The following is a 14,213-nucleotide window of genomic DNA, read 5'->3' as shown; positions in this document are numbered from 1 at the left end:
CCAACCATGGGATTATTTCGCAGTGTGCAGGCGGTAACGGGAGCCTCGGGCGACGGGCCGGTCGACTGGGACGCCGTCGCCGAAGCGTCCAAGGCGTCGACCGATCCAGGCTCGCTCGACCTCCCGGCCGACGTCCGCGAGGCGTACGCGGCGGACGTCCGTGATGCCCGGACGCGGGTCCGCGATGTGGCCGCCGTCGACTTCGACGTCCCCGAGACCATCGAGATACAGAACCGTCACCACTGGATCGACGCCAACATCGGCACCTTCCGTCGGGTGATGGATCCCCTCGGCGAACAGGTCGGGATGCTCCCGGGGTTCGCCAGGGTCGCCAACACGGCCTCGATGTCCGTCGCGCTCTCCTTTCTCGGCGACAACGTCCTCGGCCAGTACGACCCGCTCTTGCTCGCCGACGGCTCGGACCACGCGCTCTATTTCGTCCACCCCAACATCGGCCGGGTCGCGTCGATGCTCGACGTCTCCGAACCCCGATTCCGCCGGTGGATCGCGTTCCACGAGGTCGCCCACGCCGCAGAGTTCGGCGCGGCTCCGTGGCTCTCGGAGAAACTCGAATCTGACCTCCAGACCGCCATCGACGCGCTGGGCGAGGGCCACATCGACCGCGACGCCCTGACGGCGCTCGATACGACCATGACCGCCGTCGAGGGGTACGCCGAACTCATCATGGACCGGGCGTTCGACGACGAATACGCCGACCTCCGACGCAAACTCGACGAGCGCCGGAGCGGTCGCGGCCCCATCGCTCGTCTGGTCCGTCGCCTGCTCGGCCTCGGAATGAAACGCCGCCAGTACGAGCGCGGGAAACACTTCTTCGAGTCCGTCGCCGACGAGCGCGGGATCGAGGGCGCCAGCGAGGTCTGGGCGCGCGAGGAGAACCTGCCCACCGACGCGGAGATCGACGACCCCGCGGCCTGGCTCCGCCGCGTCCAGTAACGCCGCTTCGTTCTATCGCCGTCGTCGACTCTCCCGCTGGGTGAGGCCGCTCGTATCCGGGAACACGTACCAGACGAGCAGCCACCCGACGACCAGTCCGCCGGCCAGCGCACTGGCGAACACCAGCGGCGACGGGTCTACCTGCAGCGTGACGAGCGCCGCCGAGAAACCGATGAGCGCCGTGAAGGCGAGTTTGACCTTCGTGGTCGCGGACTCGCGTTCCTCGTCGGACACCGGTCCGACCATCAGAGCGACCCCGCTGTGCTGACGTGCATCCCGACGAACTGCCAGTCGGCGTCGTCGTTCCGGTCTTCGACCGGCGATCCATCGTCCGTTCGGCGTTCGAGCGTCCCGCTCCAGCGCGTCTCGAACTCGTAGCGGATGCCCCGCTCGGTGTCGGTCCAGGCCATGAACACGTCGTCGCTGAACCAGGCGTGACGGGGCCGTTCGGTGACCCGGAGGGCGCGGCTCTCGACGGTCCAGCCCGTCGTCGTCTCGGTTTGCTCTCCGAGGCCGGATCGGATCTCGTCCGCCCCGACCAGTCGCTCGGAGATGCCGAACTTGACTGGCTGGTCCCCGTCGGAGGTCTCGTCCCCGAAGAACTCGCCGAGGGGCTCACCGGCTCGGAGGGCGTCGTAGTACTCGCGGATGGTTGCCGCGGCGTCCATGTCGGGAGGAACCCACCGGTGGGACTTACGGCTGTGGGTTCTCGACGCCCGTGTCAAAAACACACACCGTCACTGGAACCCGCGGTCGACGGACTCGTCGACGATCTCGTCGAGTTCGGCGTCCAGGAGTTCTTCGGCTTCCTCGAACGTCGTCGAGAGGTCGTCGACCGAATCGGGCCGGTCGTAGGTGTCGATCTCGGCGGGACCGAACGCTGGGCTCTCCAGCGTCTCCATCACGTCGTCGAAGAGGTCGTCCGGCGTCGTCGGCGCGTCGGCGTGGGCCTGTAGCACTTCCGAGAGCTCGTTCGCTTTGTCCTCGGCGTCGTCCGCCTCGATGGGTTGTTGCACGCCGAACCGACCGGCGTCGTCGGCGGGGAACAGCGGGTCCAGGTCGTCGTCGATCCGACGGGCGACCTGCGCACCGACGCCCTCGACCTGGAAGGGGTTTTTCGCGTAGGTCTTGAGATGGAAGACGCCGGCGCTGGGATGGCCGACGTAGAGGTCCTCGCCGATACCGTTGGCGCGGTCGCCGCCGACGGCTCGCCACCCGTCGGGTTCGGCGTTGCTCTCGACCACCTCCTCTAAGATGTCCTGCCAGTCTCTGACGCGCATGCTGTTCACGTCTTGGACACAGTGACCGAAGAACGTGTCGGAAGACGCCGTTCTCTCCGTCCGCCAGTCGCGCTCACGGACTCGATTCGAGGGCGTCGTCCTCCGGATAGATCGCGTCCAGCAGGTCGGCCGTGACGCTCTCGTTTCCACTCGCGGCGTCGACTGCGAGGTCGGCGTCGGCGCGGTACCAGCCGTACAGATCACCGTCGGGGCCCCGGATCGTCACTTCCATCGCGGTCGTGTTCCAGCCTCGGTCGACGTGTGTGCCGTAGGTCGCCGTGAGGTTGCCAAGCGTTCTCTCCAGCGTCTCGTCGTCGGTGTCGGTTTCGATCGTGAGGAACACCGTTCGACCGCGTCGGTCGACTTCGGTCACTGTTCCATCGGCGTCCGCCGTCACGGCCGAACGGAACGACCCCGTTCGTTCGTCCCGGTCGGGCGTGTCAGCGCGGACGGTCTCCGTCGCGTTTCGGAGTCTGGCCGCGAGTTCGGTCGCGTTGAGTTGTCTCTCGGCCGTCTGTCGGGCCCAGTACGCCGGCATTCGGAACCGGGCGACCGGCGTGCCGTCGCCGTCCAGCGCGACGGCGTCCATCCGGCTCGCGTTCCACGTCAGTCCGCTCGACCACGTATCGTCGACGGCCTCACCGTAGGCCAGCGCGAGGAAGAAGACGGTCTCGTCCCGTGACCCGTTCGTCGCCTCGTAGGTCAGGTGGACGGTTCGATTCCGGGTTTCGACGGATTGCACCGGGAGGTCTCGCCCGCGGATCACGTCGAGGATCGCTCGCCCGCGTTCGGTGTCGGCGACCCCCGGTTCGAACGGGGTCGCCGTCCCGCTCTCGAACGGCGTGGTCGCCGTTCCGTTCTCGTCGACTGTCGGTGTCTCGACCGGTGGCGGACTCCCGTTCCCGCTACACCCCGCCAGGACACACAGGACTGCAACCCCACAGACCGCCAGCGTCGAAGTACCCCATTGCATGCCAGGTGGTTGTCACCTACCCGGTAAAAGGTGTTGCCCCTGAGCGAGAGGACACAGAGCTGGAAGGGTGTCGCTCGGTAGAACCGTGTTCGACTGTCCGCTTTTTCGATCGCTCGAAGATCAGCCCTCCCGTATGTAGTTCCGTGCTCGTCGAGTTTGGACGGCATCGATTGGTACTGTGTCGGTCACAGCATCTTCGCATGTGAGAGGGAGCCACAACGATCTCTCCCCCCAACCCAGATTCGATGAGAATAAAGATCGAGTCTTCTGCGAGGGGTTCCGAAACTTACCGAAGAAAGGACCAGAGGAGGACAGCGAATCCACACGCCAACGCGACGGATTCAGCGATATGAACCTGCGTGAGCGGTAACGCTGTGAATTGGTAGAGAAACCCCTCTATGAGGACGCCGAGCGTAATGAACCCGAAGCCGATCGTGGCATCACGCAAGTATCGAGTCCGTTCCCGACGATACGCGCGAAAACTGATCACTGTCGTGGCAATACCCAATAAAAGTAGCAGGACACGGATTCCAGTCAGCGTGAATTCCCACCCGTTGGTCACGAGTAATCTCCTCCATCTGCTGGTTGGGACATTCGTCCGTATAGCGAGTAGAGAACGATGAGCATGCCCACCGCGACAATAGACGTCTGGATAGTCCCTGCCACGAAGATGGACAGCCCGAGTACGTCGAAGAGAACACCTTCGATTACGGACCCGACACTGATGAAGAGGAATCCGATAGCCACGTAAATCATCGGTTCGCTACCGTGGACTCTGTACCCACGGTATGCCTGATACGTTATCAACAGTCCCAGTCCGACTGTGATGAGTTTCGCGATGACGAGTTCGATGTGCATGGTTAGGTGTCCCGGATGTCGTTCCAGATGCGCGAGAACCGCTGAGATGCATCCTCGCGAACGTGTTTCCGAATCTCGATCGTTCCGTCCTCGATATCGATGTCGAGGTGATCGACGTTCGCCTCGTAGACGCTGTGGTGGCTCCCATCGGCTTCGATATGTGTCTGTTCGACGAGCAAATCGGTGGCAACCATGTCCTCTACACGGCGATAAATCGTCGAGGGCGCAACGTCACATTCCTCACTCAGTTCTTTCGCTGAAAGTGGCTCACGGCTCGTGGCTGCCAGAATCTGGCGGACGCGCTCCTCACCCAGAAGTTCCAGAAGCTCCTCAGCACGATCGTCTTTGGACACAGCTGTTCCTCGCGATGCTAGCTACTCGATCAACTATACTTAAGTAACGGACCGTTTTGCGTCGCGTGCAAAACAGGGTTCTCGTCTTTTTGTAGCCCTCTCGTAGTCACATATGTAAGGTGACCGACGATGCCAACTGATTTACAGTATACGCGCCGACGGGTGCTCGGAGTGACCGGTAGTGCGGCGGTCGTCGGGCTTGCAGGATGTACGGGGACACAGAACAACAGCAGCCCGGCGGACTCGGACTCGACGTCCACCCACACGGAAGACCAACACGATGAAGAAACCGAGGGGTCCGGACACGATGACGGGGGAAGTGGCCACGAGGATGACGGACACGGACACGACGAAGCGGTTGGTGACCCGACCGACTCCGCCAGCGTAGCGATGATAACAGCGGACGATGGGGAGCACTTCGAGGCCCACGTCGCCCGAGTCAACGTCGGTGGGACGGTAACGTTCGTCAACGAGAGCGGCAACCACTCCACGACGGCGTACCACCCCGATAACGACCAGCCACAACTCGTCCCCGACGGTGCCGCTGCCTGGGATAGTGGCCTCCTTTCGGAGGATGGAGCGACTTTCGAACACACATTCGAAACCGAGGGTGTCTACCACTACTACTGCACGCCCCACGAGACTACTGGCATGATCGGTAGTGTCATCGTCGGCGAACCCGACGCACACGATCAACCGGCGCTCGAAGACTCCCCAGAAGACAAGCCGGAGCGGGTCCGCGAGAAGATATCGGAGCTCAACGATATGTGCAACGAAGCACTGGGCCATACTCACTAACTCGGTAACGACCCAGTTTCCCGTCTCTTGACGCTCCCGACCGGTATAGAGACAGCAAAGTGAATACACCTGCCTTTCGGCGGGTGAGGAAATCTGGCGAGTGCGTGACTTTTAGCGTTCGGTTGCGGACCGGAGTTTCAGCTTCCCCGATCAGTACAGGCCCAGTGTCCCGAGATGATTCGGAAACAGAAGGGGCTTCGTGATGACCCGAACCCGGGGTTCTCGAAGCACTGGGCATCGACTGAATCATCGATTTCAAACAGATATCATTCAGAGGAGTCCTCACCAGTACCATCCAGGCGCTTGCGGCGACGTCGATACTCTTCCTCATCGATTTCCCCGCTCGCATAGCGGGTCTCGAGGACCTCTCTCGGCGAGCTATGATTCTCCGATGGGGTGCTTCGACCTCGAAGCCAGTAGAGTGCACCACCGAGAATCCCCAGCATTCCGAGCCCCCCGCCGACAACGGGAACCCCCACTCCTCCCCCATTGCGGTCATTCATCATTCCGTGGCCGCTGGGTCCCATCATTCCATCGCCCCCATCTCTGCTCCCGTCACTGGTCGAGCCGTAGGCTACTGCTCCCTGCTCGACGATGGCCTCACTCGACGGGACCTCTCCATACGGGATCGAGCCCTCCTCCGCCGGCCCTCCAGGGCTACCCACGACGATCCGTCCGACCATCCCAGTCGACTCGTGCGGGATGCAGTAGTAATCAACCGTCCCCGGAGTTTCGAACGTGTGTTCGAAGCGTCCCTGTGAAATCGTGCCGCTATCGAAGGCAGAAGCACCGTCCGGAATGCGATCCGAGTAGGCCGTGGCGGAATGTGCCCCTTCTGCGAGTTCAAATCGAACGGTTGTCCCGGGATCGACTCGGAGACCGATCGGGTCGAAGTAATTGTTCCCCATCTCCACGACGGGTGTCTGCTGTGCGTGCGCTGACTGAACGAAGCTCGTGCTAGCGACTGCGCCGGCACCGACGAGCCCCAAGAATCGACGTCGAGTGTGATGTGTCATGATTACTGGGCCGTTTGATCCGTGGTTAGCGACAAGCGACATCCGTGCGAAGTGGGTGGCATCCACCGTACTGAAGGATACGTGATTGTGGTTTATTCCCATTACTACTCGCGATCACAAGCTGAAACGGGCTCGTTTCTTCGATTCGAAGCTCGCTCCCGCCCAGACGTGTCGTTTCGATACTCCTTGTTCGATGAGAGCCCGCTCGAACGGGTTCTATGTTGGTTCGGCAGCGGTCACTCTGATCGTTCGAGTTTCTCGCGGCGGGCTTCGAATTCTTCGTCGGTGAGATCGCCACGAGCGTACGCCATTCGGAGCTCCTCCATCGCGGAGTTGTGAGGCGACTGCGTCCCGCTCGTGCGCCGAAAGACGAGGTAGCCACCGCCGATGAGCACGAGCAGGAAGGCGAGTGGCATGAGCATCCCGACGAAGGGCCACCAGCCACCTGTACCGCTATACTGGCCCATCATCCCGCCGTATCCCATCATCCCGCCGAAACCCAGCCCCATCATCAGCATGGGTAGGAGGATGACCGCGCCGAGGACCAGGAGTAGTATCGTCGTCGGATCCAGTTGGTCGGATGCTGACATCCCAAATCAGGCCTCCGGTGCGGGTTCGAACTCATCTGTCACAGCGGTCAGTACGCGGTCGAATCGCTCGGTGACCTCTGTCGCGATTGAATCGAGCGCATCGTTGTCCGCGATGCCGACCAACTGTCCCGGGTCGACCGCACTCACCACGACGTCACCATCATCACTCTCGTAGACGATGACGTTACAGGGTAAAAGGGCACCAAGTTCGATTTCCTCGGCCAATCCGCTAGATGCAAGCGAGGGATTACACGCACCGAGGATCCGATACTGACGGAACGCCTCACCGAGTTTCTCTTCGAGTGTCGCCTGGATGTCGATGTCACAGAGGACGCCGAATCCCTCGCTTTCGAGTGCAGCGTTCGTCGCGTCGACGACCTCGTCGAATTCCCCAGTGACTGCAGCCTGTATTGTGTATTTCATGAAATATCATAGACCGTCCATGGGGTTAACGGTTGGGTCCATCCGAGGTCGGACGAACGCTTTTGCGTGCGGCCGTGGAACCGGCGAGGCGAATGAAACGGGTGTTTCTCGTTACCCTGTTGGTGGTGTTGGCCGGTTGTTCGGCGCTCCCGGGGGCGACCGGGACAGCCGAGACTCCTCGTGTCACGGACGGTGACGGCGGCGGAACCGACTCGACACCGGGTCCGCAAGCCACCGAAACCGCGTCGAGACCGACGACGGCGGGAGCAACAGCGACCGCTGAAACCACGTCGATGACCCGGAACAGTCCGGAGACAACGCCGACGCCGGACATCGACCCCGCTGATACCCCCTGGGGAGTGGACACGGTAACCGTCGCGCTCGTTTCGGAAGGCGACGGCGAAATCGACTACCGAACCCCGCTCTCGGACGCCCTCGACTACTGGAACACGAACGCCCAGTACGGGGATTACACGGTGGAGTTCGTCACCGTCGACGACGCTGACGACGCCGACGTACACGTCGAGATCAGAGATTCGGTCGATAGCTGCGGGATCGAACAGGGCGAGCGCGTGCTAGGGTGTGCGCCGCTGCTCACGGAGGACACTACTGCGGACCCGCCGGCGGAGGTACTGATCGAATCGGGGTACGACACGGCGAGTACCGAGGAGATCATGATCCACGAGTTCGGTCACGTCCTCGGGATTCGGCACGGTGAGGACCCCGAGCAGTACATGCAGCCGACCGAGACGGTGAATCGAACGGCCCGACCCAACGCCAGCGAGCGCGGCTATCCCTGGGAGACGACCGACTTCCGCGTCTTCGCCGCGACCGAGGACCTCCGAGCGAGCGACCGCGCCGACGCCCGCGAGCAGGTCGGGCACGTCATCGACTACTACGAACGGATCAAAGACGAGGACGACGACGTGCCCGAGAACGTCACGATCGTGCGGGTCGACAACCGAAGCGACGCCAACGTCGTCGTCGAGTTCCCCGACCGGTTACGGCACGGCGAAACCGAACGGAGTTCGCTGGCTCGGTTCGGATCGGATACCGACGGCGACGGAGCCATCGAGTACTACACGAACGCCACCATTGCGCTGGCTGACATCGACACGGAGGCCGTCGGTTGGCACACCGGGTACTGGTTCGGTCAGGCGCTCGGCCTCGCCGAGCGTGACCTCCCAGCCCCGTTCCGAAACGCCGACGCGAGCGACAGACGCGACGAGTGGTGGACCGAATCGCCGTGACTGGGACTACCGGTCGGTCTCCTGACCGGCTGTGGTGTATCGAAACCGTCTGGGCTCCCCGATCGTGAACCCGATTCCTCTAGTGTAATTGAGATCACCACAAGGTTATCCGACTCGCCGGCCTACTATCTCGGATGGCAGACGACAAACGAGGGCGAGAGGAGCAAGCGCGGGACGAAGATCGTCGTCAACGGGAGCGGGAGGTCCTCGCGGCACTCGAACGAGCGGACGAAACCGAGCCCCCGGTCGACGAGCGGGACCTCGGGGAGTTCGAGTCGGAACTCGACACCCTGGCGTTCCCGGTGACGGGTGCCGAGGTCGTCGATGCGGTCGGCGATCAAACGGTCGAGTCGGTCGAGGGGACGTACACCGTCTCGGAACTCGTGGCTGAGACGGACCAGGAGACGTTCGACGCCCCCGACACCGTTCGAATGCGGGTCCAGCGGCCGACGATCGCCGCGGCCATGAAGCGGGTCGTGGAGGCGGTCGAGACGGTTCCGAACACGGACCTCGGCAAGTCACAGCGCGAGGCCTACGAGAAGACGCTTCGAGAACTCAAGGCGATCGACGCCGATGACGACGACGAGGGAGTCGCGGCGATCAGCGACTGGATCGTCGAGCGGATTCACGACGAGGGAAAAATCCCGGGCTCCAGAGCGGTTCGACGGCAGGCGGCGAAGTTCTGTCGGTCGAACGGCTACGAGGTCCGCAACGACGAGTGGCTGGGCGTGTAGGCCGGCGTTCGCGGGCCATACCCAGCGATGAGGGGTGGGGGAATCCATCTCGTGACGCAAACCGTTTGACGCTCGGCGGCCTACCCACGCGCAGTGACCGACAACGAGGACTCCGCCGAAACGGCTCCCGACGGCGAGGAATCGGCTTCCGCGGACGTTGACACCCCATCCCCGGACGCCGACGCGTCGCCCGTGCTCGACGGCGACGGCTTCACCGACGTCATTCAGGACATCGGCCGACCGGTCGTCACGGCGACCCGGGTCGCACAGACACTGGAGTGTTCCCAGGAAGCGGCCAGCGAGGCACTGGACGCACTGGCGGCGGAGGACCTGATTCAGAAACTCGACGTGTCCGCCGACCCGGTGGTCTGGTACCCGACCGACTGGTCGCGGCTGACCGACCGAGAACGCGTCATTCTCTTCCCCGACCGCCGCCAGATCGTCGTCGACCACCCGACGCAGTTCACGCGGGCGCAACTCTCACAGTTCGCGCACCTCGTCGACACCACCCATCGCGGCGGCTACCTCTACGACGTGCGCCGCGAGGACATCTGGGGCGCGCCCTACGAGGACTTCGAGGGACTGCTCGGCACCGTTCGGGACGTGCTGCCCGAGCGCTCGCCGGCCTTCGAGGAGTGGATCGAGGATCAGTGGAAACGCGCCCACCAGTTCACGCTGAAATCACACGAGGACGGATACGTCGTCCTCGAAGCCGCCACGGAGAACCTGATGGGCAACGTGGGGCGTGAGAAACTCGACGACGGCCAGTTGCGCGCCCCGATCTCCGACACCGAGAGCTGGGTGGCCGAGGAGTCCGTCGCCGAAGTCAAGCGCATCCTCTACGAGGCGGGCTATCCCGTCCAGGACGAGCGCGACCTCGACACCGGTGAGGACCTGGCGCTCGAACTGAACCTCGACCTCAGGGACTACCAGCACGCGTGGGTGAGCCGGTTCATGGAGACGAAATCCGGTGTGCTGGTCGGGCCGCCGGGAGCGGGGAAGACGGTCGCCGCGCTGGGCATTCTCGCCAGGGTCGGCGGGGAGACGTTGATCCTCGTTCCCAGTCGCGAACTCGCCGGCCAGTGGCGTGACGAGATCCTCGCGCGCACGACGCTTTCCCCCGACCAGGTCGGCGAGTACCACGGCGGGACAAAGGACGTGCGGCCGGTCACCATCGCCACCTACCAGACCGCCGGGATGGACCGTCACCGCCAGCTGTTCGACAGCCGCGAGTGGGGGCTCGTCGTCTACGACGAGGTCCATCACGTTCCCGCATCGATCTACCGGCGGAGCGCGAACTTACAGACCAAACACAGACTCGGACTCTCGTCGACGCCAGTGCGGGAAGACGACAAGGAAGAGGACATCTACACCCTCATCGGACCGCCCATCGGGACCGACTGGGACTCGCTGTTCGACGCCGGCTTCGTCGCCGAGCCGGAAGTCGAGATCAGATACGTCCCGTGGGCGAACGACGACGCGCGCAACGAGTACGTCAGCAGCGACGGCCACGAACGCCGGCAACTCGCTGCGACCAACCCGGCCAAGATCGAGGAGACGCGGCATCTCCTCTCCCGACACGTCGACAAGAAGGCGCTCGTGTTCGCCGACTACCTGGACCAGGGCCGAGCGTTCTCGGCGGCGCTGGACGTTCCGTTCGTCAACGGCGAGATGCCACACAGCAAACGGGAGCGATTGCTCTCGGAGTTCCGGCAGGGGACCCGGGACACGCTCATCGTCTCCCGCGTCGGTGACGAGGGGATCGACCTCCCGGACGCCGAACTGGCGATCGTCGCCTCGGGGCTCGGCGGGTCGCGACGGCAGGGCGCTCAACGGGCCGGGCGAACGATGCGGCCCGAGGGCCGATCGCTGGTGTACGTCCTCGCGACGCGGGGAAGCAACGAGGAGGACTTCGCCCAGCGACGGATGCGTCACCTCTCCTCGAAGGGCGTCCGCGTGACGGAAGGCGAAGCAGAGGCTGTCGAACCCGAGGACTGAGCAACTGCTGGCTGGTTGTCACCTGGTGCGGTCACGTCGGACGGAAAACGAAGCCGTCAGGCGCGTCCCGCACCCTCCGGCGGGTGCAGGAACAGCGCATCGACCAGTGCGATCACGCCGACGAGCGATGCCCCGGTGAATGCCGTTTGAACACCGATTGATAGCAGGTTCCCCACGACGATACTCACGAGGAAAACCGTCGGCATGAACGCTAGCAGGAGGTCGTATCGTGACAAGGACCGAGTCAATCCGGGTCTGTTCTCCTGCCGTCGAGTGATAGAGTCATCACTGCGTGTCATATCTGGCATTCACCTCCACGTATAGAGATTCAGAACGATTCTACAAAAACGTTTCCCCGATTCCTTCCCATGAAGGCATTTGAAATGATGATTGAACCACTGTTTGAAATCGCCATAACTTATGCAGATAATCCCGACTCCACACGGACGAAATCCTCCGCGAGTAGCGCAGACCGAGGGGACGGTCAGAACCCCCAGAGCGGTTCTGTTCAGATCGTGTTCCGATCTGGTCGCCCTGCACGGCGGAGGTTTCCACGCGAAAAATCGGGGTTCGACCGTAGCCCATTGATATCACTCACGTAGCAAATGACTATAATGTTCTTTGGTAACGTATACCATATTTCGCCGTTTCTGCCATGGAATGATATCGGGGCCGTCCTGTGTGTCGGGTCGAAACCGTGGTTTCGGCTGGAGATATCGGACGGTTGGAGTCACCCGTCGGAACTGGTATTCTCGACCCGCCGGGTGACGCTTCGCAACATCCAGGGGCAGTGAGTGCTGAGTCTCGGGTATGTCAGACGACCTGGCCGAGCGATTGCAGGGCCGACGGGCCACCGCGACCGTCGATGGCGAAACGCGACCCGGGACGATCACGTCGGTCACCTACACGCCGAAGAAGGGAAACGTCGTCGTCGCGCTCTCCCTGGACGACCCGACGCCGGACGGACGATCCTCGGTCGCACTCGCGCTCGATGACGTCGAACCGATCGGGAGTGAGTGACCGCGAAAAGTATTCTGCGCCAATACATCTAGCTGACCCTCGTTTTCGAGGGCGGTATCGACTCCTCTACGGCCGGTTTCACCGGAAACCCGGTGTGTGGGACGGCTGAGAGATGCCTGTCCTGTGCCGCGTCAGTTCGTCCAGCGAGCGTCGGCCAGCGTCCGCTGGACGGCCTCCTCGCCGACGGCCTGAGCGAGCGTCTCGAAGCCGGCGCGTTCCTGGCGGTCGCCGGCGTCGGCGACGAGTCTGGAGACGATGAACTCGGGCGTGGACTTCCCGACGGTGCCAAAGCGTGGCTGGTAATCGACGGCCAGGTCGAGGTCGGGCGTGAGCCCTTCGGCGAAGATGCCGTCCGTTCGAGCTTCCTCGGGTAGTGGTTCTAGGTCGTCCGCGAGGTGCGTGACGAACACGCCCATCGCCCCGCGGTCGACGGTCAGCGTCACCAGCCCGTGGAGCAAATCGGCCGCGCTCCCGGGTTCCGTGATCGCCTCGAACTCGTCGACGAGCATCAGGGTCCGGTCGTCGCTCGACAGCGGCGGGACGACGGTTCGCAGGGTCGATTCCAGCACGCCCGCGTTGAAACTGGCGTGTCGCCGGTGGAAGACGACCACGTCGACGACGCTCACTTCGGCGGCCGCCGCCGGAACGGGCAGCCCCATCTGGGCGAGCAGTTGGACCTGACAGAGCGTCTCCAGCAGTGTGGTCTTCCCCCCGCTGTTGGCCCCGGTCAATACCGTGACCTGATCGCCGTTCGGCGGGCCGTCGGCGTTTCCGACATCGAGGTCGTGCTCCCCGACGGCGTACGTGATCGGCTGGACGGACCCCGCGTCCGCACCGAGCAGTTCGAGGTTCCGGGCGTCGGCGACGGCGATCGTCTCCCGGTCGGTGACGAACGTCGGCCGCGTGAGGTCGTACGCGAGCGCGAATCGAGCCAGCGACACGTAGAACGCGATGTCGTCGATGGCCGCGACTGCGGTGTCGATGTCGTCACGTGCTTCTTCGATTGCCCCTTCGAGGTCGGCCGCCACCTCGTCGGCCCGATCGGTGGCCGATTTCCGTCTGTCGTCGGCCAGTGACCGCAGCGTCTCGCTGACGAACCCCGACGCGTCGGTCGCGTCCGACGGCATGGCCTCCCTGACTGCACTCAGGGGAATGCCCGTTTCGTCGCTGACGTGCCGGACGAACGCCTCGCGGAACTCGTCCGTCCCGCGGACGCCCTCCTGGACGGATTCGAGCACGTCGGCCTGGTTCGCGGCCAGTTCCTCGACCGCAGTCTGCTGATCGCGCAGGTCGTCGAGTCGGTCGTCGGCCCCCTGTCCGACCCGTCCGTCACCCAGCGCAGCCAGCGCGTCGGCCGCGTCGTCGAGCGCGTCCGCATCGAGCGGTGCCAGCCGATCGAAGACGCCCCCGGAGACGCCCACGTCGAGCAGTTCGAGGACCGTCCGCACGGCCGACCGTTCCCCGCCGTCGATGCTGTCGTGACGCTTGAAGGCGTCGACGACCGCACCCCTGGTCTCCTCGTCGAGTCCTCGCCAGGCGTCGACGGCCTCGAGGACGGTGTCGAGCCGGTCTTCCATCGCCTCGCGGTCGCGCAGCGGCGTCAGAACCCGAATGCGGTCCTCCGCGTGGCGCGTCACCGCGTGTTCGCTGGCCAGGTTGAGAATGTCCTTGTATACGTCTCGCGTATCCCGCGTGGCGAGGACGTCCATGCCCTCGCCGCCCTGTGCTCGCCGCAGAATCCGGGTCGCCCGCCCGCGGCTGAGCCCGGCGGCCATGAGGGCTCGACTGTCCGCGGATTCGACGGCTTCGATGGCCGCCGACTCGCCGATGGACTCGGCGAGCAGGTCCCGGGTCTTCGGCCCGACGCCCCAGTAGTCCTCCAGTCGCATACCCCGCCCGAGGACCGGCGGCGTCTTAGGCGTTCAGGAATCGGGCAGGACGACTCGAATCCCCGTGGTCAGGAGAC

General features: G+C 63.8%; 18 protein-coding genes. 6 read left to right on the top strand and 12 right to left on the bottom strand.

Annotated elements, in window-relative coordinates; genetic code table 11:
- Positions 1-6: 6 nt before the first annotated feature.
- The gene (locus E2481_RS01860; protein WP_136715422.1) at positions 7-954 is read left to right on the top strand and encodes a zinc-dependent metalloprotease; all 948 of its coding nucleotides are present in this window, start codon (positions 7-9) and stop codon (positions 952-954) included.
- A 12-nt stretch (positions 955-966) separates the two neighbouring features.
- On the opposite strand, the gene E2481_RS01855 is transcribed toward E2481_RS01860, so the two are convergent.
- From E2481_RS01855 to E2481_RS01825, 7 genes are all read right to left on the bottom strand, one after another.
- Positions 967-1,200, bottom strand: a complete 234-nt coding sequence (locus E2481_RS01855; RefSeq protein WP_136715421.1) for a hypothetical protein — start codon at positions 1,198-1,200, stop codon at positions 967-969.
- Entirely contained in the window at positions 1,200-1,622 is a 423-nt protein-coding gene (locus E2481_RS01850) for a nuclear transport factor 2 family protein (RefSeq protein ID WP_136715420.1), read from the bottom strand. The genes E2481_RS01855 and E2481_RS01850 overlap by 1 nt, the downstream gene beginning before the upstream one ends.
- 69 nt (positions 1,623-1,691) lie before the next feature.
- Entirely contained in the window at positions 1,692-2,234 is a 543-nt protein-coding gene (locus tag E2481_RS01845) for a hypothetical protein (RefSeq protein ID WP_136715419.1), read from the bottom strand.
- A 73-nt stretch (positions 2,235-2,307) separates the two neighbouring features.
- Complete coding sequence (locus tag E2481_RS01840) at positions 2,308-3,207, bottom strand: hypothetical protein (protein ID WP_136715418.1); 900 nt, start codon at positions 3,205-3,207, stop codon at positions 2,308-2,310.
- 286 nt (positions 3,208-3,493) lie between these two features.
- Entirely contained in the window at positions 3,494-3,769 is a 276-nt protein-coding gene (locus E2481_RS19285; protein WP_136715417.1) for a DUF7521 family protein, read from the bottom strand.
- The gene (locus E2481_RS01830) at positions 3,766-4,065 is read right to left on the bottom strand and encodes a DUF7521 family protein (RefSeq protein WP_136715416.1); all 300 of its coding nucleotides are present in this window, start codon (positions 4,063-4,065) and stop codon (positions 3,766-3,768) included. Before E2481_RS01830 ends, E2481_RS19285 begins: the two co-directional genes overlap by 4 nt.
- A gap of 2 nt (positions 4,066-4,067) precedes the next feature.
- Positions 4,068-4,418, bottom strand: coding sequence for a helix-turn-helix domain-containing protein (locus E2481_RS01825; RefSeq protein WP_136715415.1), 351 nt, complete (start codon positions 4,416-4,418; stop codon positions 4,068-4,070).
- Positions 4,419-4,547: 129 nt separating this feature from the next.
- Between E2481_RS01825 and E2481_RS01820 the strand changes: the two genes are divergently transcribed.
- Complete coding sequence (locus tag E2481_RS01820; RefSeq protein WP_136715414.1) at positions 4,548-5,216, top strand: plastocyanin/azurin family copper-binding protein; 669 nt, start codon at positions 4,548-4,550, stop codon at positions 5,214-5,216.
- Between the two features lie 266 nt (positions 5,217-5,482).
- On the opposite strand, the gene E2481_RS01815 is transcribed toward E2481_RS01820, so the two are convergent.
- The 3 genes from E2481_RS01815 to E2481_RS01805 form a co-directional block, all read right to left on the bottom strand.
- Positions 5,483-6,205 (bottom strand): plastocyanin/azurin family copper-binding protein, encoded by a 723-nt coding sequence (locus E2481_RS01815; protein WP_256867878.1) that lies wholly within the window; start codon positions 6,203-6,205, stop codon positions 5,483-5,485.
- A gap of 263 nt (positions 6,206-6,468) precedes the next feature.
- Positions 6,469-6,822: an SHOCT domain-containing protein gene (locus E2481_RS01810; protein ID WP_136715413.1), complete on the bottom strand. Its 354-nt coding sequence runs from the start codon at positions 6,820-6,822 to the stop codon at positions 6,469-6,471.
- Positions 6,823-6,828: 6 nt separating this feature from the next.
- On the bottom strand, positions 6,829-7,245 hold the full coding sequence (locus E2481_RS01805) for a DUF302 domain-containing protein (RefSeq protein WP_136715412.1): 417 nt from the start codon (positions 7,243-7,245) through the stop codon (positions 6,829-6,831).
- Positions 7,246-7,337: 92 nt separating this feature from the next.
- On the opposite strand from E2481_RS01805, the gene E2481_RS01800 reads away from it, so the two are divergent.
- The 3 genes from E2481_RS01800 to E2481_RS01790 all read left to right on the top strand — a co-directional run bounded on the left by E2481_RS01800 (position 7,338) and on the right by E2481_RS01790 (position 11,227).
- Positions 7,338-8,495, top strand: coding sequence for a matrixin family metalloprotease (locus E2481_RS01800; RefSeq protein ID WP_136715411.1), 1,158 nt, complete (start codon positions 7,338-7,340; stop codon positions 8,493-8,495).
- A gap of 134 nt (positions 8,496-8,629) precedes the next feature.
- Positions 8,630-9,229, top strand: a complete 600-nt coding sequence (locus E2481_RS01795) for a DUF5789 family protein (protein ID WP_136715410.1) — start codon at positions 8,630-8,632, stop codon at positions 9,227-9,229.
- Between the two features lie 93 nt (positions 9,230-9,322).
- A complete protein-coding gene (locus E2481_RS01790) occupies positions 9,323-11,227 on the top strand; it encodes a DEAD/DEAH box helicase (RefSeq protein ID WP_136715409.1) in 1,905 nt (634 codons plus the stop codon).
- A 56-nt stretch (positions 11,228-11,283) separates the two neighbouring features.
- Here E2481_RS01790 and E2481_RS01785 read toward each other — a convergent pair whose 3' ends face one another.
- A complete protein-coding gene (locus E2481_RS01785; protein WP_136715408.1) occupies positions 11,284-11,526 on the bottom strand; it encodes a hypothetical protein in 243 nt (80 codons plus the stop codon).
- Positions 11,527-12,037: 511 nt separating this feature from the next.
- Here E2481_RS01785 and E2481_RS01780 point away from each other — a divergent pair.
- Positions 12,038-12,247, top strand: a complete 210-nt coding sequence (locus tag E2481_RS01780; RefSeq protein WP_136715407.1) for a hypothetical protein — start codon at positions 12,038-12,040, stop codon at positions 12,245-12,247.
- Between the two features lie 131 nt (positions 12,248-12,378).
- Here the strand turns inward: E2481_RS01780 and E2481_RS01775 are convergent, their stop codons facing one another.
- Positions 12,379-14,136, bottom strand: a complete 1,758-nt coding sequence (locus E2481_RS01775) for a MutS-related protein (protein WP_136715406.1) — start codon at positions 14,134-14,136, stop codon at positions 12,379-12,381.
- Positions 14,137-14,213 lie beyond the last annotated feature (77 nt).

This window comes from Halorientalis salina (assembly GCF_005049285.1).
In the GTDB taxonomy this organism is placed as follows: Archaea; Halobacteriota; Halobacteria; order Halobacteriales; family Haloarculaceae; genus Halorientalis; species Halorientalis salina.
This window is presented reverse-complemented; position numbering and strand designations above follow the sequence as displayed.